This window comes from Hydrogenophaga sp. SL48 (assembly GCF_021729865.1).
Classification (GTDB): domain Bacteria; phylum Pseudomonadota; class Gammaproteobacteria; order Burkholderiales; family Burkholderiaceae_C; genus Hydrogenophaga.
Genome location: NZ_CP063400.1, coordinates 3,324,565 through 3,342,936, shown reverse-complemented (window position 1 = coordinate 3,342,936; position 18,372 = coordinate 3,324,565). Strand labels below are relative to the sequence as shown.

At 65.3% G+C, this 18,372-nt stretch carries 17 protein-coding genes; 14 read left to right on the top strand and 3 right to left on the bottom strand.

The genetic code is table 11. From position 1 onward, the window contains the following. Positions 1–93: 93 nt before the first annotated feature. The 10 genes from IM738_RS15840 to IM738_RS15795 all read left to right on the top strand — a co-directional run bounded on the left by IM738_RS15840 (position 94) and on the right by IM738_RS15795 (position 12,820). Complete coding sequence (locus IM738_RS15840; RefSeq protein WP_236961945.1) at positions 94–1,170, top strand: aromatic ring-hydroxylating oxygenase subunit alpha; 1,077 nt, start codon at positions 94–96, stop codon at positions 1,168–1,170. Between the two features lie 208 nt (positions 1,171–1,378). Then, entirely contained in the window at positions 1,379–1,936 is a 558-nt protein-coding gene (locus IM738_RS15835) for a sigma-70 family RNA polymerase sigma factor (protein WP_236961943.1), read from the top strand. A gap of 79 nt (positions 1,937–2,015) precedes the next feature. Then, on the top strand, positions 2,016–3,083 hold the full coding sequence (locus tag IM738_RS15830) for a FecR family protein (RefSeq protein ID WP_236961942.1): 1,068 nt from the start codon (positions 2,016–2,018) through the stop codon (positions 3,081–3,083). A gap of 232 nt (positions 3,084–3,315) precedes the next feature. Next, the gene (locus IM738_RS15825; RefSeq protein ID WP_236961941.1) at positions 3,316–5,604 is read left to right on the top strand and encodes a TonB-dependent siderophore receptor; all 2,289 of its coding nucleotides are present in this window, start codon (positions 3,316–3,318) and stop codon (positions 5,602–5,604) included. A gap of 67 nt (positions 5,605–5,671) precedes the next feature. Continuing rightward, positions 5,672–6,985: a lysine N(6)-hydroxylase/L-ornithine N(5)-oxygenase family protein gene (locus IM738_RS15820; RefSeq protein WP_236961940.1), complete on the top strand. Its 1,314-nt coding sequence runs from the start codon at positions 5,672–5,674 to the stop codon at positions 6,983–6,985. A 10-nt stretch (positions 6,986–6,995) separates the two neighbouring features. Beyond that, complete coding sequence (locus IM738_RS15815) at positions 6,996–8,234, top strand: MFS transporter (protein ID WP_236961939.1); 1,239 nt, start codon at positions 6,996–6,998, stop codon at positions 8,232–8,234. After that, positions 8,224–8,829, top strand: a complete 606-nt coding sequence (locus IM738_RS15810) for a GNAT family N-acetyltransferase (protein WP_236961938.1) — start codon at positions 8,224–8,226, stop codon at positions 8,827–8,829. The genes IM738_RS15815 and IM738_RS15810 overlap by 11 nt, the downstream gene beginning before the upstream one ends. Continuing rightward, on the top strand, positions 8,826–10,703 hold the full coding sequence (locus IM738_RS15805; protein WP_236961937.1) for an IucA/IucC family protein: 1,878 nt from the start codon (positions 8,826–8,828) through the stop codon (positions 10,701–10,703). The genes IM738_RS15810 and IM738_RS15805 overlap by 4 nt, the downstream gene beginning before the upstream one ends. Beyond that, positions 10,700–11,527 (top strand): siderophore ferric iron reductase, encoded by an 828-nt coding sequence (locus IM738_RS15800; protein WP_236961935.1) that lies wholly within the window; start codon positions 10,700–10,702, stop codon positions 11,525–11,527. Before IM738_RS15805 ends, IM738_RS15800 begins: the two co-directional genes overlap by 4 nt. 72 nt (positions 11,528–11,599) lie before the next feature. After that, positions 11,600–12,820 carry an aromatic ring-hydroxylating oxygenase subunit alpha gene (locus IM738_RS15795; RefSeq protein WP_236961933.1) on the top strand — a complete coding sequence of 407 codons (1,221 nt, stop codon included), beginning with the start codon at positions 11,600–11,602 and terminating at the stop codon, positions 12,818–12,820. Here IM738_RS15795 and IM738_RS15790 read toward each other — a convergent pair. From IM738_RS15790 to IM738_RS25940, 3 genes are read right to left on the bottom strand one after another with little or no spacing between them, the layout of a single operon-like run. Next, positions 12,758–13,165 carry a hypothetical protein gene (locus IM738_RS15790; protein WP_236961931.1) on the bottom strand — a complete coding sequence of 136 codons (408 nt, stop codon included), beginning with the start codon at positions 13,163–13,165 and terminating at the stop codon, positions 12,758–12,760. The two genes, IM738_RS15795 and IM738_RS15790, sit on opposite strands and share 63 nt — an antisense overlap. Next, positions 13,162–13,719, bottom strand: a complete 558-nt coding sequence (locus IM738_RS15785; protein WP_236961929.1) for a TetR/AcrR family transcriptional regulator — start codon at positions 13,717–13,719, stop codon at positions 13,162–13,164. Before IM738_RS15785 ends, IM738_RS15790 begins: the two co-directional genes overlap by 4 nt. After that, positions 13,716–13,844: a hypothetical protein gene (locus IM738_RS25940; protein ID WP_272907664.1), complete on the bottom strand. Its 129-nt coding sequence runs from the start codon at positions 13,842–13,844 to the stop codon at positions 13,716–13,718. The genes IM738_RS15785 and IM738_RS25940 overlap by 4 nt, the downstream gene beginning before the upstream one ends. 139 nt (positions 13,845–13,983) lie before the next feature. Here IM738_RS25940 and IM738_RS15780 point away from each other — a divergent pair, with 139 nt between their 5' ends. The 4 genes from IM738_RS15780 (at position 13,984) to dcd (ending at position 18,250) form a co-directional block, all read left to right on the top strand. Beyond that, positions 13,984–14,991 (top strand): adenosine deaminase, encoded by a 1,008-nt coding sequence (locus IM738_RS15780; RefSeq protein WP_236961927.1) that lies wholly within the window; start codon positions 13,984–13,986, stop codon positions 14,989–14,991. An 89-nt stretch (positions 14,992–15,080) separates the two neighbouring features. Further along, positions 15,081–16,190, top strand: coding sequence for a BMP family ABC transporter substrate-binding protein (locus IM738_RS15775; protein ID WP_236961926.1), 1,110 nt, complete (start codon positions 15,081–15,083; stop codon positions 16,188–16,190). A 100-nt stretch (positions 16,191–16,290) separates the two neighbouring features. Then, positions 16,291–17,565: a guanine deaminase gene (gene guaD / locus IM738_RS15770; protein ID WP_236961924.1), complete on the top strand. Its 1,275-nt coding sequence runs from the start codon at positions 16,291–16,293 to the stop codon at positions 17,563–17,565. A gap of 109 nt (positions 17,566–17,674) precedes the next feature. Then, positions 17,675–18,250 carry a dCTP deaminase gene (gene dcd / locus IM738_RS15765; protein WP_236961923.1) on the top strand — a complete coding sequence of 192 codons (576 nt, stop codon included), beginning with the start codon at positions 17,675–17,677 and terminating at the stop codon, positions 18,248–18,250. Positions 18,251–18,372: the final 122 nt, after the last annotated feature.

The following is an 18,372-nucleotide window of genomic DNA, read 5'->3' as shown; positions in this document are numbered from 1 at the left end:
CCGGACACCTGGCAGATCGACCACCGTCGGACCTGCGGTGCCCTGGCCCAAAGCCGCTGCATCCGCAGCGGCTTTTTTGCTTGAGGAGATCCCATGATCGAGAAACAACTCTGGCACCCGGTGATGGCGTCCATGCACCTGCGGGACGAACCCGCGGCGGTGGAGCTGCTGGGTCAGCCGCTGGTGCTCTGGCGCGAGCCGGCGCACGACCATGGGCACGACGCCCTGGTGCACGCCTGGGCCGACCGCTGTCCGCACCGGGGCGCGAAGCTCTCGCTGGGCCGGGTGCTCCACCACCTGCACGGCGCGCGGCTGGAGTGCCCCTACCACGGCTGGCAGTTCGCGGGCGATGTGGCGGCCCGTTCGGCGCACGGTGAAGCGGTGGCGGTCGGGCGCTGCGCCCATGTGCCGGCGTCGCCCACGTTCGAACCGCCGGCGTCCCACTGCGCGACGGCGTTTGAAGCGGTGGAGCGCCACGGCCTGGTGTGGGTTCGCCTGCAGCGGCCGGACCGCACCCACGTGCCCGCCGCCCTGGCCGAACCGCCGGTGTTCGAGCCATGGACCGACCCGGTCTGGCGCCAGCTGGTCTGCGGTCCTTACGAGGTGCAGACCAGCGCGCCGCGCCTGGTGGAGAACTTTCTCGACCTGAGCCACTTCGGCTTCGTGCACGAAGGCTGGCTCGGCGCGCGCAGCCACGCGCAGGTGGACACCGGCCGGGTGGAAGAGGGCGAGGGTGGCGTGGCGGTGAGCGACTGCAAAGCCTGGCAGCCCAAGGGCTACGCGGGCGCCGAAGAGGGTGGCTGGGTGGCCTACCGCTACGAGGTGCCCCACCCCTACGCGGCCATCCTGCGCAAGGACGCGGCCGAGGGCGACCCGGTGAGCAACGCCATCGCGCTCTTCATCCGCCCCGACGGCCCCGAGGCCTGCACCGCCTGGTTCGCCATGGCCACGCTGGGCGACTTGTCGGACGACGAAGAACTGCGCGCCTTCCAGGACGCCGTGTTCGCGCAAGACCGGCCCATCGTGGAATCGCAGCAACCCAAAACCCTGCCCATCGGCAAAGACAGCGGCGTCGGCGAGGTGCACGGCCCGGCCGACCGCATGTCGAGTGCCTACCGCCGCTACCTGACGCGGCTCGGCATCTCACTGGGTGTGTGCGGACGGCCCTGAAATCGGACGCCCGCCACCGGGCGACTTCGGTCAGGCAGGCCTCTGCTGGAACGGTGCTTCTTGAAACAAAGAAGAGGTACCCCGTGCCGTCGATTCAATGTATTTGATAATAATTCGCATTTATAATGGGGCGCTTCACCCAGCACCTCCACATCCCGACGTCTGCGCGTTGACGGGATGCCGTCATCTCATCGGTATCGATCCACCCGTGCTTGAGCGCTACTACCAAGAGCTGCTGAATTTCTGTTCTCGCACGGTGCGCAGCCGCGATGCTGCGGTCGACGTCGTGCAGGAAACGTATGCGCGGGTCCTCGCGCTTCAGCACGCCGGCCAGTCCGTGCCGGAGCCCCGGGCGTTGCTGTACCGCACGGCGCGCAACCTCCAGATCGACCTGCACCGCCGCAGCGAGGTGCGCGGCGAGACGTTACACGCGGATGCGGAAGCCTCTGCCGCCGAGCTCGATCAGCTTGCGGCGCCTCAAGCCGGTGAACCCGATGTGGCCGCCGCCTCGACACAGGGCGTCCACGCGCTTCTGGCCACCATCGACGCCTTGCCGCTGCGCTGCCGGGAGGCTTTCATCCTCCACAAGTTCGACGGAATGTCGCATGCAGAGGTGGCCGAGCAGATGGGCATTTCGCGCAAGATGGTCGAACAGCATGTCAAGCTGGCCATGGAAGCCTGCAGGCGCTGCAGGGCGCAACTGGACGGCACAGCCGAGGCCACCGCTGAGCCGACGCTTCGTCGAAGAAAACCTGCCCGCAAATGAATCTGTCTGCACGCCTGGTTGCCCGGCATGGGGTTTGGGCCTGCTGGTGCGTCTACATCCCAGAGCCGATCACCACGCCATGAGTACCCCGCAGCCAGCCCAGGCGCCAACCGCACCTTCCACAGACACCGACGATGTGGCGCTGGACTGGTTCGTGCGACGTGCCGGTGGGTCGCTCGACGCTGCGGACGAAGCGGCGCTTCAGTCCTGGCTGGCGGCGGACAGTGCCCATGCGGCGGCTTTTGCACGGCACCAAGATGACTGGCGCATCCTCGACGCGTTGCCGGCGGACGGTGTGCGCACGCTGAAACAGAACCTGGCCGACGACAGGACCGCATCCGCCCCCACCGTGCCGCGTCGGCGTGCCTGGTGGCGTGGGTTGGCTTTGTGGGTGCCGCAGGCGGCGGTGGCCAGTGTGGCGCTCTCGGTGGTCTGTGGGGGTTACCTGGCCTGGAATCATTGGCAGCAGCAACCGGTGTTCACGCAGCAATTTGCCACCGGGAGGGGGCAACAGCTTGAGGTGGCCCTGCCGGAGGGCAGCCATCTGAGACTGGACACGCTCACCAGAGCCGATGTGACGATGTACCGCGATCGACGCGAGGTTCGGCTGCCGCAGGGGCAGGCTGTGTTCCAGGTCCAGGGCGATGCGGCGCGTCCCTTTGATGTGCTGGCGGGTCCGTTGCGCATCACGGTCGTCGGCACCCGGTTTTCCGTGCGCCACACGCCCGACGTGCCTGGCCGCGAAGGTGTCCACGTGGCCGTGGAAAAAGGACGTGTGCGGGTGGTGCGCGCAACGCCGTCCGGCGGAGGTGAATCGCCTGTCGAACTGGTCGCTGGGCAACAAATTTCCAGCGACAGGGCGGGCTTGCTGGGTGCCGTGTCCGTGGTACCCGCTGCGGGTATCGCTCCCTGGCGTGAGAGCCGCGTCAGTTTTGACGATGTGCGGCTGGACCAGGCGCTGGCGGAGTTCGAGCGTTATGGCCCGGTTCCGTTGACCGTGCGTGAGCCCGCCGTCGCCGCGCTGCGCGTGACGGGCACCTTCAACCCGCGCCGGCCGGACAACTTTGCCCGTCTCCTGCCGCGGGTTCTGCCCGTGCAGCTTCGCGAGCGAGAGGGCGGGGTCGAGGTCGTTCACGCCGCTCGATAGCCGGCGATCAGCGGGCCCCACCTTCCCTGCGGCCCATTTTTTTTCAACACCCGACATAGGGTTTCGCCGACCCCGTGCGTCTACATGAGAAAGATTCTTATTCAACTTTCTCTCGGAGATTGCACGCATGCCCTGTTCACGCATCCACCTGCCCTCGGTGGCCCTGGCTTTGGCCCTCGGAAGCCCGGTGGCCCATTCCCAGGATCCTGGCAACACGCGAGCCTCCACACCCGTGCAGATCCAAGTCGCGGTCCAGCCCCTGGCCCAGGCGCTCAATGACCTGGCGCAACAGACCCGGCTCGAACTGGTGGTCCAGCCGGCGCTGGTGGCGGGCAGGACGGCGCCGGAGGTGTCCGGCCGGCTGACGCCTCAAGCCGCTCTGGAGCAACTGCTGGCTGGCAGCGGTTTGGTGGCGACCCTGGAGCGTGGCATTTTTGTCGTCAGGGCGGCCCCGGCGAGATCGGACGCAGCGAGTCTGCCCACGGTGGTCGTGCGGGCCCGCGCCGAGCAAGAAACCGCCACCAGCGCTGGGGTCGGCTACATCGCCCGGCGCAGCGCCTCGGGGTCCAAAACCGACACCCCCATCATCGAGACGCCCCAGTCCATTTCGGTGGTGACCAAGCAGCAGCTCGAAGACCAGAAGCCACGCAGCATCCCCGAGGCGCTCAACTATTCGCCCGGCGTTTTCACCGGTCTCGTGGGCGCATCCAACCGCTACGACTATGTGGCCCTTCGGGGCTTCAAGGACAGCAGCGTGGACAGCACCCAGCTGGACGGTCTGCGCATGCTCAGCGACCAGGGCAGCTACACCTCCATGCAGGTCGATCCCTTTTTCCTGGAGCGCATCGACGTGGTTCGAGGGCCAGCTTCCGTGCTGTACGGGCGCGCGACGCCAGGCGGCTTGGTGGCGCTCACCAGCGCCACACCGCTGTACCAGCCCTTCCACCAGGTCCAGCTCACCACAGGCAACCGACATCGGCAAGAGGGCACGATCGATCTTTCAGGGCCGGTCGACCAAGAAGGCGTGATGGCCTTCCGGGTTTCAGGTCTGGTGCGCTCGCTGGACTCGCAGTTCAGCACCGTCAAGGAAGAGCGTCAGGCGCTGGCCGCGTCGTTGGAGGTTCGCCCCTCGGATGCCACCCGGGTGCTGCTTCAGGCCTACGTGCAGGATGATCCGGAAGGCAGCTACCACAGTGGTGTCCCGGCGGATGCCAGCCTCAATGCCAGCCACAACGGTCGCCTGATCTCCCGCTACTTCTTTGATGGCGATGCCAGCGTCGAAAAATTCCAGCGCAAGCAGCGCTTCCTGGGCTACCAGCTTGAACACGCCTTCAACGATCAATGGAAGTTTCGGCAGAACTTCCGCAATGTCTCGGCAGACACCACGCTGCGGCAGATCTACGGCTACGGCTGGGCCAGTGCCAACGAGCTGACCCGCTACTACTCAGGCGCCGATGAGTCGACCAGCGGCAACACCATCGACAACCAGCTGGAAGGCCACTTCCGGACAGGCGCGCTCAAGCACACCCTGCTGACCGGGCTGGACCATCAGAACCGCCGGGTGACCGGGCATTGGGCATCGGGCAGTGCGTTGCCGATCAACGTGCTCCATCCCAGCTACGGTGCGCCGGGCTTGACCGGTTTGACCAGCGACCCCATCGAGCGCCGTCTTGAGCAGACAGGCCTCTACCTGCAGAACCAGACGGAGCTGGACCGCTGGCGGTTCACGCTGGGAGGCCGTGTGGACGAGGCCAAAGTGTCGAACCAGATGGGTACCGGCGATCCGGCCCAGTGGCGTGGATCCAAGTTCACCCAGCGAGCCGGTGTGGTGTACCTGTTCGACAACGGCGTTGCACCGTATGTGGGCTATTCGGACGGATTCAACCCGAGCCTGCGCAGTGACCAGCAAGGCAACAACCTGCCGCCCGCTGAAACCAGGCAGGTGGAGGTGGGCGTGCGTTACCAGCCCAAGGATTCGAGCACCCTGCTGTCTGCGGCGGTGTACGACCTGACCCAAAAGAATGTGGCCACGCGTCCCGTGGGCGTTTTCTACTTCGAGCCCACGGGCAAGGTGCGCTCAAGGGGTCTGGAACTGGAGGCCCGCTCGCGGGTGAACAAACAGGTGTCGGTGCTGACGAGCTACACCCTCACCGACATGACGTTCGTCGAGTCATCGGATGGCTTCACGGGCAACACACCCTACCAGGCACCCCGCCACATGGCCTCGATCTGGGGCGACTGGAACTTCATGCCGGGCTACACCATGGGTGCCGGGGCGCGCCATGTCGGCTCCAGCTGGGTCGACAACGCCAACAGCCTCAAGGTGCCTTCGCACACGCTGGTGGACCTGATGTTTCGCGTCGACCTGGCGCAATGGAGCCCCTCGCTCAAGGGCGCCAACCTGCGCCTGAGCGTCAACAACCTGTTCGACAAGGCCTATGTGGCTTCGTGCTACAGCCAGCAGTACTGCTATTGGGGTGACGCGCGCAGCACCACCGCGACCGTGACCTATGAGTGGTAGTCGCTCGCTTCGGCCGGACCTTCACGTGCCGCCCACCAGCGCGCCAGTTCATCGGGAGTTGTTTGCAGTGAACAAAAATATCTATGACTTTGTGGCGATCGGGCTCGGACCTTTCAATCTGAGCCTGGCGTGCCTCACGGAGCCCCTCGCCGACGTGAAGGCGGTCTTTCTGGAGCGAAATGCGGAGTTCAACTGGCATCCCGGCATGCTGATCGACGACACCACACTCCAAAACCCTTTCCTGGCCGATCTGGTCAGCATGGCCGACCCCACGAGTGCCTTCAGTTTTCTGAACCATTGCAAGGAAGAGGGCAAGCTCTATTCGTACTACTTCCGCGAGAGCTTCTACCTCACGCGGGCGGAGTACAACGCCTACTGCCGTTGGGCGGCGGCGCGCCTGACCAAGGCGCGCTTCGAGTGCGACGTTCAAGCGCTGGCCTACGACCCCGACCAGGGCTGCTACGTGGTCACCGGTGTGCAAGGACCGCAGCGCGAGCCTTTCATCATGCGCTGTCGAAAGCTCGTGCTGGGCGTGGGCTCCAGGCCGCTGCTTCCCCCATGCTGCGCGTCCGGCGGCCACCGCTTTCTGCACACGGCCGACTACATCGCGAGCAAGGCTGAACTTCAGCAGAAGCGCTCCATCACCATCGTCGGCAGTGGTCAAAGTGCGGCCGAGGTGTATCACGACCTGCTCAAGGAAGCCGACGGGCACGACTACCACCTGACCTGGATCACGCGCTCAGCGCGCTTCTTCCAGATGGAGACCACCAAGCTCACGCTGGAGATGTTCTCCCCGGACTACATCGATTACTTCTACCACCTGGACGACGGCAAGAAGGAACGCATCGTCCGTGCGCAGGACAGCCTCTACAAGGGCGTCAACGCCAGCCTCATCAACCAGATCTACGACCTGCTGGACGACAGGCGCAAGCAGGGCAGGTTGCGCACGCACCTGCTCACCAACTGTGAGCTGCAGGCTTGCCGCCACGACCCGGTCGAAGGACGGTACGACATCGAGTTCCAGCAACTCGACTGCGAGAAGCGCTACGCCCATCGCAGCGAGGGGCTGATATTCGCCACGGGCTACCGGGAAAACATTCCGCCCTTCGTCGAAGGCATACGGCACAGGTTGCACTGGGACGAGCGGGGCCGCTACCGGCTGGCGCGCAACTACGCCGCCGATGTCAACGGCAACGAGATCTTTGTGCAGAACGCCGGACAACACACCCACGGCATGACCAACCAGGATCTGGGCATGAGCTGCTACCGCAACTCCTACATCCTGCGTGAGCTCACGGGTGTGGAGCACTACAAGATCGAGCGGCGTGTTGCCATACAGGACTTCGCGGTGCCGTCCACCGCGGACTTCGTCCCGCTCTGAGGCGCCCGGCATGAATCTGAGAGTTCACATCATCACGATGACGGTGTTGGCCGTCATCAGCGACGCCATCCTCATCCCCTTCTATCCACAGTTCTTCAGCGCACGCTACGGCATCGAGAGCCCCGTGCACGTGGGCGCCTATGTGGCCGCCATCTCCATCGCCGTCATGTGCACGCTGCCCTTCTGGGCGCGCGTGGCGCGGCGGGTCGAGCCTGTGCATCTGCTGGTCTACACCCAGTTTGCGGCGGGCACGTTCAGCCTGCTGAGCGACTGGGCGCCCACCGTGGAGACCTATTGGGTGCTCTCGATGCTGATGTTCATGTGCAAAAGCAGCTATCTGCTGATGTACCCGTACCTGATGCGCCTGACCCCCAAGGAGCAGCACGCGGGCACCATCGGCATCTTGTCGGTGGTGGTGCATTTCGGCGCCATCTTCGGGGCGGTGGTGGGTGGTTTCGTGTTGCAGACCTGGGGGCCGTGCGCCAGCATCCTGGCCATGGCCGCAGGGGACTATGTCCAGATGGTGGTCTGCCTCTACCTGATCCTCAGCGGCAAGTTCGTGCGCGTCAACACCGGCGAGCACGCGCAGACAGAGGCCGCCGCAGCCCGCCGCGATGGGCTGCTGGCCCGCTTGCCCATCCTGAAGCTGGCCCTGGTGATGCTGATGTTCGACTTCAGCGCTTACCTGATCCGCCCGTTCTTCGCCCTGTACTGGCAGGCGATGACCGGCAACGACAGCGAGCTGGTGTCCGGCATGGCCTTCGCCATTCCGGGCGTGGTGGCCATCGTGGCGCTGCGGCTTCAAGCCTGGATCCGCGCACGCGGCGGGCACCTGCCTGACCACACGGTGGGCAACCTGCTGCTGGGCGCGGTCGGCCTGTTGCTGCATGCGGCGTCCGATCCCGTGCTGATCGTGTTGGGGCGCGTGCTGTACGGGTGGGCCTTCTTCCAGATCATCGTCAAGCTGGAGGTCAACCTGTTCCGCCTGTCCACGCCCCAGCGCTATGCGAACGACTACGCGATCACCAACTTCTTTCAGAACATGGGCGTGCTGTTGTCTTCGTTCGCGGCGGGCGCCATCGTCAAGCAATACGGGCTTCACGTGCCTTTCCTGCTGGCGGCCGCTGGCTTCGTTCTCACCGCGCTGCTGGACCGCCTGATTCTCAAGGTGCCCAGCGCCGGACACATCGCGCAAAGCGCCAAGGAAGCCCATCCAACGCCCCTGGAGGAACCCGCCCATGTCCACTGATGTGCTCCACCGCCGCGCCAGTGCGCTTCACCGCTGCTACCGCGATGAGGCGGGATTCGATTTCCGCCCGCTGCGCATTCCCGAAGACATTCCCACGCTGCACCGGTGGTTCGTTCAGCCGCGCGCCGCCTTCTGGCTGATGCAGGACAAGACCGAAGCAGAAGTGCGCGAGGCCTACCAACGCATGATGGACTCCGGCACCGCCACGGCCTACATCGGATGGGAGGGTGAGCGACCGGCTTTCCTGGCCGAGTGCTACGACCCTGCGCAAGACCGCATCCGCGCGTTCTACCCCGTGCAGCCCGGCGACCTGGGCATGCACATCTTCATTGGGCCACCCGAGCGACGCATCGCTGGCTACTCGCGCTGCGTGTTCCATGCCCTGATGCGCTTCATGTTCGAGCACCTCGGTGCGCAGCGCATCGTGGTGGAGCCCGACGCCACGAACCACAAGGTCCACGCCCTGAACCGCTCGGCGGGCTTTGTCCACGACCGAGATGTGGCCTTCCCCGAGAAGATCGCCAGCCTCGCCTTTTGCACCCGACGAGATTTTCAACAGGCCACGGCCGCCACCCAGGAGGAATTCCATTCATGAACGTCACCATCGCCCATCAGATCGCGCACGACCCGGCGCAATTCGCCTCCCACCTGAACCCGGAGGTCTGGGCACAGGCCAACCGCCTGCTGCTGCGCAAAGCCATCGCGGAATACGCCCACGAGTTGATCGTCGAACCCGAGCCGCTGCGTCCTGCCCAGGCTGGTTTTTCGCTGTACCAACTCTTCTCGGACGACGGCACCGCTCGCTATCAGTTCGAGGCCCAGCGCCTGGCGCTGCGGCATTGGTACATCAAGCCGGAAACCATCCACAAACAAGTCAACGGCGCTGATCGGCCGCTGGACGCGCTGCAGTTCATCATCGAATGCCGCCAGCGCCTGGGGATTCGCGAGGACCTGCTGCCCATCTACCTCGACGAGATCAGCAGCACCTTGTTCGGCAGCGCCTTCAAGCGCATGAAGGCCGACGCGCCCAGCAGCGCCCAGCTGGCCGAAGCCACCGACTTCCAGACCATTGAGGTCGCCATGACCGAAGGCCACCCGGGGTTCGTTGCCAACAATGGGCGGCTGGGTTTCACCGCAGCCGACTACCGCGCCTACGCGCCGGAAGCGGGCTCGGCGATCCGTTTGATCTGGCTGGCCGTGCACAAGGAGCATGCCGCCTTCTCCAGCATCTCCACGCTCAGTTACGACCAGCTATTGGCCGAAGAACTCGGGCAGGACACGGTGGACGGCTTTGTCCGCGAGGTGGCGGCGCTCGGCGTGGACCCGGCCGACTACCACTTCATGCCGGCCCATCCCTGGCAGTGGTTCAACAAGCTGTCGATCGCGTTTGCAGGCTATGTGGCCCAGCGCAAGATCATCTGCCTGGCCTACAGCCAGGACCACTACATCGCCCAGCAATCGATCCGCACCTTCTTCAACACCAGCGACCGCAGCAAGCGCTACGTCAAGACCTCGCTGTCCATCCTGAACATGGGCTTCATGCGCGGTCTGTCGCCCTACTACATGTCGGGCACGCCGGCCATCAATCAGTTCATCAAGGAGCTGGTCACCGGGGACGCCTTCCTGCGCGCGAACGGCTTCACCATTCTCCAGGAGGTGGCCGCCATTGGTTTTCGCAACCACCACTACGAGGCTGCGATTCCGGTCGACACGCCTTACAAGAAGATGTTCTCTGCGCTGTGGCGGGAAAACCCGCTGCCGCTCCTTCAACCGGGCGAGCGCCTGATGACCATGGCCGCGCTGCTGCATGTCGACAAAGACGGTCACGCCTTGCTGCCCGAGTTGATCCGCCGGTCCGGTCTGGATACCGTCGCCTGGCTGCAGCGCTACCTGGCGGCTTACCTGACGCCGCTCCTGCACTGCTTCTACAAGCACGAGCTGACCTTCATGCCGCACGGCGAAAACCTGATCCTGGTGCTCGACAAGCACGTGCCGGTGCGGGCCATCATGAAAGACATCGCTGAAGAATGCGCCATCCTCAACATCGAAGCCAGGGCCTGGTTGCCGGAGCGCGTGCAACGCCTGGCTGTGGAGGTTCCCGACCACTTCAAGCTGCTGGGCATCTTCATCGACGTGTTTGACGGCGTGCTGCGTCACATCAACCAGGTGCTGGTGGAAAACGCCTGCTGCAGCGAAGAGGACTTCTGGCGCGCGGTGGCGGACTGCGTTTCCGACTACCAGGACGCCCACCCGGAACTGGAGGAGAAGTTCGCGCACCACGACATGTTCGTGCCGGAGTTCCTGCATTCCTGCCTGAACCGCCTGCAGCTCGGCAACAACGTTCAGATGGTCAATCTGTCTGACCCGGCTTCGAGTCTGAAGATGGCCGGCAACCTTGTGAATCCGATTGCCGGGTTTCGGCGACGCGCCGCCGCGCGGACCGAACCGATCGAAGAAAGCCTGGCATGAGCCTGGACAGGCGGGCCGGGGACGCGATGCCGGACTGTGCATCGAGCCCTGCGTGGTCGTGTGCACCCAATGCCGACCTCGCCCGCGTGTTGCAACTGGCCGCACGCATCGCGCCCGCGCTGCGGGGCGTGCAGGGCAGCGCGCCGCTGCCCGGTGCGTTGCGCCACGACGATGTGGCGGCGGACAGGCCGGGCGCGCTTCGGGCACTGTGCAGGCACTGGGCGCAGTCGTACCCGGAAGCCGGCGCGCACTATGTGGCGCTGCGCTGCTGGGGGCTGGCGATCTGGCAACCGGTTTATCTCTGCGTGATGGCTGCGCACCTCGACACGCATGTGCCGAGGCTTGCCGGTTTGGCGCAGCCCGTGGTGAAGGGCTTTCCCAGCGGGTTTCAACTGCCGGTTCATGCGCCTGTGAAGGGCGCAGCGCTGCCTTCGCGCATCCGTCTGGCGGCCGCCGAACTGAATGGGCTGTGCCCATCCATGCGCACCGCACTGACACCGCTGGTGGCCTTGCATGCCCGCGCCGCCGACCGATTGCAGGCCGAGTGTGTCTTGGGCGCGCTGCTGCTGGTGCACCGCAGCGCGCCCGGTCTGCACGACGCGGATGAAGTGGCTTCGTTGGGAGCGCACTGGCTGGCGCAGCTCGGCATTCCCGGTGGCTGCGGCTTTTTTGCCTACCGGGCACGTGACGGGACGCCCGCACTCGCTCTGGACCGCAAAGTGTGCTGCCACCACTTTCGCCGCCATGACGGCGAGACATGCAGCACCTGCCCCAAGCTCCCGATCGACAAGCGCATCGCCCGATTGCAGGCCGATCCTTCGTAGTTCCGGGTCACTGTCCTTGCGTTGCCGCCGCCCTTGCAGGCCGGTGCGCACCGCCACGCCCTGGAGAATTCCATGAACGACATCGCCCGCCTGGCGCATGTGCTTCCGGCGTCCCCTCAGTTGCCTGTGGGCGCCTACTTTGACGAGACCCTGTTTGCACACGAGCAGGCATTGATCTTCAATCAGTCCGCTCGTTACCTGGGTCACGAAAAGGCCGTTCCCCAGTTGGGCGACTGGCACAGGCTGGTGCAGGAAGATGGAGGCCGCGTCCTGGTTCGCAACCCGCAGGGCGTGGAACTGATCTCCAATGTCTGCCGGCATCGCCAGGCGCTGATCCTGGGCGGGGAGCCCGGTAACGTGGCAGGGTCGGTCAATGCCAGGGGCAACCTGGCCGCCGCCGGCGGGCACATCGTCTGCCCGCTGCATCGGTGGACCTACAACGATCGGGGCGAGTTGTTGGGCGCACCTCAGTTTGAAACCAAACCCTGCAAGAACCTGGAGCGGTTTCCGCTGCGCAACTGCCATGGACTGTTGTTCGAAGGGGCACGTGATCCGGCCCAGGACATGGCGCCCCTGTTCGCGCGGCCCGAGTTCGACTTCTCTGGTTTCGTTCTCGATCACGTGGAAATCCACCAGTGCAACTACAACTGGAAGACCTTCATCGAGGTCTACCTGGAGGACTACCACGTCGCCCCTTTTCATCCCGGCCTGGGCCGCTTTGTCAGTTGCGATGACCTGAGCTGGGAGTTTGCCGATTGGTACAGCATGCAGCGGGTCGGCGTGCACGACGCGTTGAGCTCGCCGGGTTCGGACATCTACAGCGCCTGGCACGACCGCCTGTTGAGCTATCGAACCGGCGCGCCCCCCGATTTCGGTGCGGTGTGGGTCACCTACTTTCCCGCCCACATGATCGAGCTGTATCCGCACGTGGTGGTGTTGTCCACGCTCTATCCCAAGGGGCCTCAGGACACCGTCAATGTGGTCGAGTTCTACTACCCAGAGGAAATCGTCGCCTTCGAGCGCGAGTTCATCGAGGCACACCGAGCGGCCTACATGGAAACGGCCAGGGAAGACGATGAGATCGGTGAGCGCATGGACGCTGGTCGCCGCGCGCTGCTCGCGCGAGGTGCCTCTGACGTGGGACCGTATCAGTCGCCGCTGGAGGACGGCATGCGGCATTTCCATGAGTGGTATCGCCGCACCATGGGTGCTTCAGGCCCAGACTCGCGCCTAGGCTGTGGCGTGCAGCGCCCAGAAGTGGACAAGTGCGTACAAGCCGCAGATCAGCGATGAACCCAGCATGAAGGGTGTGCGCATCGTCGCCATCCAGGGTGCGAGCCCCAAGACCACGGCAGCGCGAACGGCATAGACACCGGTGATCGCCCACACCACCTCACGGCGCCACGGCAGCGCGTCGCAGCACCCGTCCAGCGACAGCGTGTAGAGCCCGAAGCCTGCCAGCGCCAACGCGATGCCTGCGGTGAGCAACGACGGTCCCGGGCGGCCCTGTTCGGCCCACCGCGCCATCCGCTCGCCGGCACCAAAGAACCGGTACCAGACCGGGCCGCCGGCAATGATGGCGATGTGCAGGGCAGCGGCCAGAAAGTCCAGGCCAGCGGCCCACACCGAAGGGGTCATGGCCGCATCCCCTGGGTCGAGAGCAGCAGGTACAGGGTGTGGTCCATCTGCGTCGCGTCCTCGGGCGTGACCAGGGTTGGCAGGTGCTGGATGCCGATCAGTTGCGCATAGCCCATCCTGGCCATCAAGCGGGCCTGGACCGGCCCCACCCCCATGCCCTGCGCGAGGTCCGTCAGGTAGGCGATGCGCTGGGCGTCGACGGCCTGCACCGTGGCGGCCACCTCGGGATGGCTGTTGCCCCACGCCCGCAAGGCCACTTCGGGCCTCATGTCTTTGCTGAACACCAACTGGCTCAGGCGCTCGCTGCGCAAGCGCGGGTCGTCGAGCCCGGCCACCGCGTCAATGAGTTGCTGCGTGTAGGTGTTTTTCCAGTGGGCGAGCAGGGCGCTCACATAGGCGGGCTGGCTGGCGAAGTGGTGATAGAACGACCCTTTGGTCACACCCAGCGCGTGGCACAGGGTGTCGATCCGGAGTTGCTGCGGACCGCCATCGCCGACCAGATGCAGGCCTTTTTCCAGCCAGTCGTTGCGGGTGAGGGGGTGCACCATGTTCATGCCGCGCTGCGGGGCCGGCTGGGCGGCCAAGTCATGCGCAGGCCGAGTGCGATAGACAGCCAGGCGCCCGAGACGGGCAGCACGTGGGCGACGAGCAGCCAGCTGCCACGTTGGTATGCCCACATGAAAACCTCCGGTTCGATGGATTGAGAAGGCGAAACATACCATACGGTATGGTATTTCTGGCTGTATTTCTCAAGGAGAGGTTCGAAGGCCTCTGCGTATCATGTGCGGCAGCACACCCTTCCAGAGAGCCGCCCCGCCATGAACGCCATCGAACTCGCCCGCGCCGTCCCCAAGGCCGAGCTGCACATCCACATTGAGGGATCGCTGGAGCCCGAGCTGATCTTCGCGCTCGCGCAGCGCAACGGCGTGAGCCTGCCCTACGCCAGCGTGGAAGCCCTGCGTGCGGCCTATGCCTTCACCGACCTGCAGAGCTTTCTGGACATCTACTACGCAGGTGCCAGCGTGCTGCTCCAAGCGCAGGATTTTCACGACATGGCCTGGGCCTACTTTCTGCGCGCCAAGGCCGACAACGTGATCCATACCGAGCTGTTCTTCGACCCGCAGACCCACACGGCGCGCGGCGTGTCCATGGGCACCGTGATCGAAGGGCTGTCCAGCGCCTGCCAGAAGGCCGAAGCCGAGCTGGGCATCAGCTCGGCGCTGATCCTGTGCTTCCTGCGCCACCTGAGCGAAGAAGACGCTTTCGCCACGCTGGACGCCGCGCTGCCGTACCGCGAGCACTTCATTGGCGTCGGGCTGGACTCCAGCGAGATGGGTCACCCGCCAGAGAAGTTTGAGCGCGTGTTCGCGCGCTGCCGCGAGCTGGGCCTGCACCTGGTGGCCCACGCGGGCGAAGAGGGGCCGCCCGAGTACATGTGGCAGGCCATCGACCTGCTCAAGGTGCAGCGCATCGACCATGGCGTGGCCGCCCTGCAGGACCCGCTGCTCATGGCCGAGCTGGCCCACACGCGCCTGCCGCTCACGGTGTGTCCGCTGTCCAACCTCAAGCTCTGTGTGGTGGCCGATCTGCGCGACCACCCGTTGAAAAAGATGCTCGACGCGGGCCTCTGCGTGACCATCAACTCCGACGACCCGGCCTACTTCGGCGGCTACATGAACGCCAACTTTGAGCAGACCACGCAGGCGCTGGCGTTGAGCCGGGATGACGTGATCGCGCTGGCCGGCAACAGCTTCGAAGCCAGCTTCATCAGCGCCGAGCGGCGCGCGGACTGCCGGGCGGCGTTGAGCCAGGCGGCGGCGGACTGAACGCCGGGCGGTAGAATCGACACCCCAGCGAGCCGGTGCTTCCCCGGCTCGCTTTTTTTGTCCAACCGGAAGCCATGTCGAGGAACACCATGTACAAAAACCTCGTGGCCCGGCGCGCCTGCGCCTTGGCGGTCACCAGCTTTTTCTTTTCTTTTCCATTCACCGCCCAGGCCCAGACGGCCGCCACGGCGAGCGCACCGCTCAAGGCCGCTTTCGTCTACGTGGCACCGCTCACCGAGGCCGGCTGGGTGCGCCAGCACGACCAGGGCCGCAAGGCCGTGGAGGCGGCGTTGCCCGGCAAGGTGACCACCACCTATGTGGAAAACGTGGCCGAAGGACCGGACGCCGAACGGGTGATCCGCGATCTGGCGATGCAGGGCCATCAGATCATCTTCACCCCCAGCTTCGGCTACATGGAGGCCACACTCAAAGTGGCGCGCGAGTTCCCGGGCGTGAAGTTCGAGTCGGTGACCGGTTACAAGACAGCGCCCAACGTGGCCACGTCCAACGCGCGTTACTACGAAGGCCGTTACCTCGCCGGCATTGCTGCGGGACGTATGGCCACGCAGGCTGGCTATGTGGCGGGTTTTCCGATCCCCGAGGTGGTGCAGGGCATCAACGCCTTCACGCTGGGCATGCGTTCGGTCAACCCCAAGGCCACGGTGCGCGTGGTCTGGCTCGGCGAGTGGTTCAACCCCTCGCGCGAACGCGACGCCGCGCTCACGCTCATGAACCAGGGCGCCGAGGTGCTGGCCTTCCACACCGGCTCCAACGCGGTGATGGTGGCGGCGCAGGAGCGCGGCAAGCTGGCCGTGGCCTACCACTCGGACATGCGCAAGGTGGCGCCCGACGCGCAGATCGCCGCCGTGACCCACCTCTGGGGTGACTACTACACCCGCCGTGTCCAGGCCGTGATCGACGGCAGCTGGAAGAGCGAGAGCGTCTGGGGCGGTGTGAAGGACGGCATGATCCGCGTCGATGCGTTCGGCAGCAAGGTACCCGCTGCGGTGCAGGCCGAGGTGCAGAAGCGCCAGGCCGACATGGCCGCTGGCAAGCTGGCGGTGTTCGCGGGCGGCAAGGCCGGTGTGCAGGACAACGCGGGTCAGCCGGCGATCCCCGCTGGCAAGGCCCTGAGCGACGCCGACATCCTCGGCATGAACTGGCTGGCCGAGGGCGTGATCGGCCAGATCACGCGCTGAAACCGGCTGCGGGAGGTGGCGTGATTTGCGTCACGCCGCATGGGGACTATTGGCCCACCGGTATACGGGTGCCAGGTGACGCGGCTAAGCTCGGCCGCACATGAAAGCCTACCGAGCCGCCCTCCTGCGATTTGACGACCAGCACCAGCCCGTGTACGACAGCGACGGGTTGCTGGTGATCGGGCCCGATGCCACCGGCCGCAAGGTGGTGCGTGCCGCGGGCGACCATGCGAGCCTGATGGACCGCTTCCCTGGCGTGGCCGTGGAAGACCTGCGGGGGCGGATCATCGCGCCGGGTTTTGTGGACATGCACATCCACTACCCGCAGACCGACGTGATCGGCGCACCCGCCGCCGGCCTGCTGCCCTGGCTGGAGCAGTACACCTTTCCTCATGAGTCGCGGTTCAGTGACGAAGGCCATGCGCGCGAAGTGGCGGGGTTCTTCTTTGACGAACTGCAGCGCCACGGCGTCACCACGGCGCTGACTTTCGCCACCTCGCACCCGCAGTCGGTGGACGCTGCGTTCAAGGAAGCCCGGGCCCGAGGTCTGCGCTTCATCACCGGCAAGGTGCTGCAGGACCGCCACAGCCCCGATGGCGTGCGCGATGACACCGAGCAGAGTCTGATCGACACCGAGACACTGATCGGTCGCTGGCACGGCGTGGACCGCCTGGGCTATGCCATCACACCGCGTTTCGCGCCCACCAGTTCTCCCGCCCAGTTGCGCGGCGCGGGCGAGCTGGCCGCGAAGTACCCCGATGTCTGGATCCAGTCGCATGTGGCGGAGAACGTGGACGAGGTGAAGTGGGTGGCCGAGCTGTTCCCGCGATCGCGCAGCTACCTGGGTGTGTACGGCGACTTCGGCCTGCTGCGCGAGCGCGCCATCTACGCCCACTGCATCTACCTCGACGCCGCCGACCGCGCGCTCATGTGCGAGACCGGTGCGGCGGCGGCCATCAGTCCCACCAGCAACCTGTTCCTGGGCAGTGGCTTCTTTGACCACGCGGCCGCCGACGCCGCCGGCATGCGCTATGGCCTGGCCAGCGACGTGGGCGGGGGCACCAGCTTCTCGCCCTTTCACACCATGCTCGCGGCCTACTGCGTGGGCCGGGAAGGCCAGAGCAAGACCGGCATGAGCCTGACGCCGGGCCAGCTCTGGTGGCAGCACACAGCGGGAGCGGCTCAGGCGCTGGGTCTCGATGGTGTGGTGGGCAACCTGCAGCCCGGTTGTGAGGCCGACTTCGTGGTGCTCAACCCCCGGGCCACCCCGCTGCTGGCGCGCAAGACGGCGCAAGCCAGCAGCCTGGACGAGCTGCTGTTTGCGCTGATCGTGCTGGGCGACGACCGCGTGGTGGAGCGCACCGTGACCGCCTGAAGGACGTTCGCCTTCACGCTTCGCCGCCGCGCGGGGTGCTGTGCGGCCCGTCGCCGGATTGTTCGTTTGCCGACTGCCTACAATCCTCCGCAACTTCGGAGCACACACAATGAGCATCAAGAGCGACAGATGGATCCGCCGCATGTGCGAGCAGCACGGCATGATCGAGCCTTTCGAACCGGGTCAGGTCCGGCAGAACGCCGCGGGCGAGAAGATCGTGAGCTACGGCACCAGCAGTTACGGTTACGACATCCGCTGTGCGCCCGAATTCAAGGTCTTCACCAACATCCACTCGACCGTGGTGGACCCGAAGAACTTCGACGAGAACAGCTTCGTGGACATCAACAAGGATGTCTGCGTGATCCCGCCCAACAGCTTTGCGCTGGCGCGCACGATGGAGTACTTCCGCATCCCGCGCAACGTGCTCACCATCTGCCTGGGCAAGAGCACCTACGCGCGCTGCGGCATCATCGTCAACGTGACGCCTTTCGAACCCGAGTGGGAAGGTTATGTGACGCTGGAGTTCAGCAACACCACGCCGCTGCCGGCCAAGATCTACGCCGGTGAAGGCTGTGCCCAGGTGCTGTTTTTCGAGAGCGACAAGGACGACGTCTGCGAGACCAGCTACAAGGACCGCGGTGGCAAGTACCAGGGGCAGGTCGGCGTCACCCTGCCCAAGACCTGACCTTCGAGTCCTTTGGCCCTGTGTGGTCATTTCCCTTGCAGACAACTGTCATGCGGGAAAGGACTTGATTGGGTAAAATCGATCCGACTTTGTCGATCTCGTTCTGCCGAACCGCAGAACGT

What these genes read in the sequence shown, in the direction of transcription:
- IM738_RS15785 (WP_236961929.1), bottom strand. Translation starts at nt 13,719, where the DNA reads ATGAACATGGTGCACCCCCTCACCCGCAACGACTGGCTGGAAAAAGGC.
- IM738_RS15840 (WP_236961945.1), top strand. Translation starts at nt 94, where the DNA reads ATGATCGAGAAACAACTCTGGCACCCGGTGATGGCGTCCATGCACCTG.
- IM738_RS15800 (WP_236961935.1), top strand. Translation starts at nt 10,700, where the DNA reads ATGAGCCTGGACAGGCGGGCCGGGGACGCGATGCCGGACTGTGCATCG.
- IM738_RS15815 (WP_236961939.1), top strand. Translation starts at nt 6,996, where the DNA reads ATGAATCTGAGAGTTCACATCATCACGATGACGGTGTTGGCCGTCATC.
- IM738_RS15830 (WP_236961942.1), top strand. Translation starts at nt 2,016, where the DNA reads ATGAGTACCCCGCAGCCAGCCCAGGCGCCAACCGCACCTTCCACAGAC.
- IM738_RS15790 (WP_236961931.1), bottom strand. Translation starts at nt 13,165, where the DNA reads ATGACCCCTTCGGTGTGGGCCGCTGGCCTGGACTTTCTGGCCGCTGCC.
- IM738_RS15775 (WP_236961926.1), top strand. Translation starts at nt 15,081, where the DNA reads ATGTACAAAAACCTCGTGGCCCGGCGCGCCTGCGCCTTGGCGGTCACC.
- IM738_RS15780 (WP_236961927.1), top strand. Translation starts at nt 13,984, where the DNA reads ATGAACGCCATCGAACTCGCCCGCGCCGTCCCCAAGGCCGAGCTGCAC.
- IM738_RS15795 (WP_236961933.1), top strand. Translation starts at nt 11,600, where the DNA reads ATGAACGACATCGCCCGCCTGGCGCATGTGCTTCCGGCGTCCCCTCAG.
- dcd (WP_236961923.1), top strand. Translation starts at nt 17,675, where the DNA reads ATGAGCATCAAGAGCGACAGATGGATCCGCCGCATGTGCGAGCAGCAC.
- IM738_RS15810 (WP_236961938.1), top strand. Translation starts at nt 8,224, where the DNA reads ATGTCCACTGATGTGCTCCACCGCCGCGCCAGTGCGCTTCACCGCTGC.
- IM738_RS15805 (WP_236961937.1), top strand. Translation starts at nt 8,826, where the DNA reads ATGAACGTCACCATCGCCCATCAGATCGCGCACGACCCGGCGCAATTC.
- guaD (WP_236961924.1), top strand. Translation starts at nt 16,291, where the DNA reads ATGAAAGCCTACCGAGCCGCCCTCCTGCGATTTGACGACCAGCACCAG.
- IM738_RS25940 (WP_272907664.1), bottom strand. Translation starts at nt 13,844, where the DNA reads ATGTGGGCATACCAACGTGGCAGCTGGCTGCTCGTCGCCCACGTGCTG.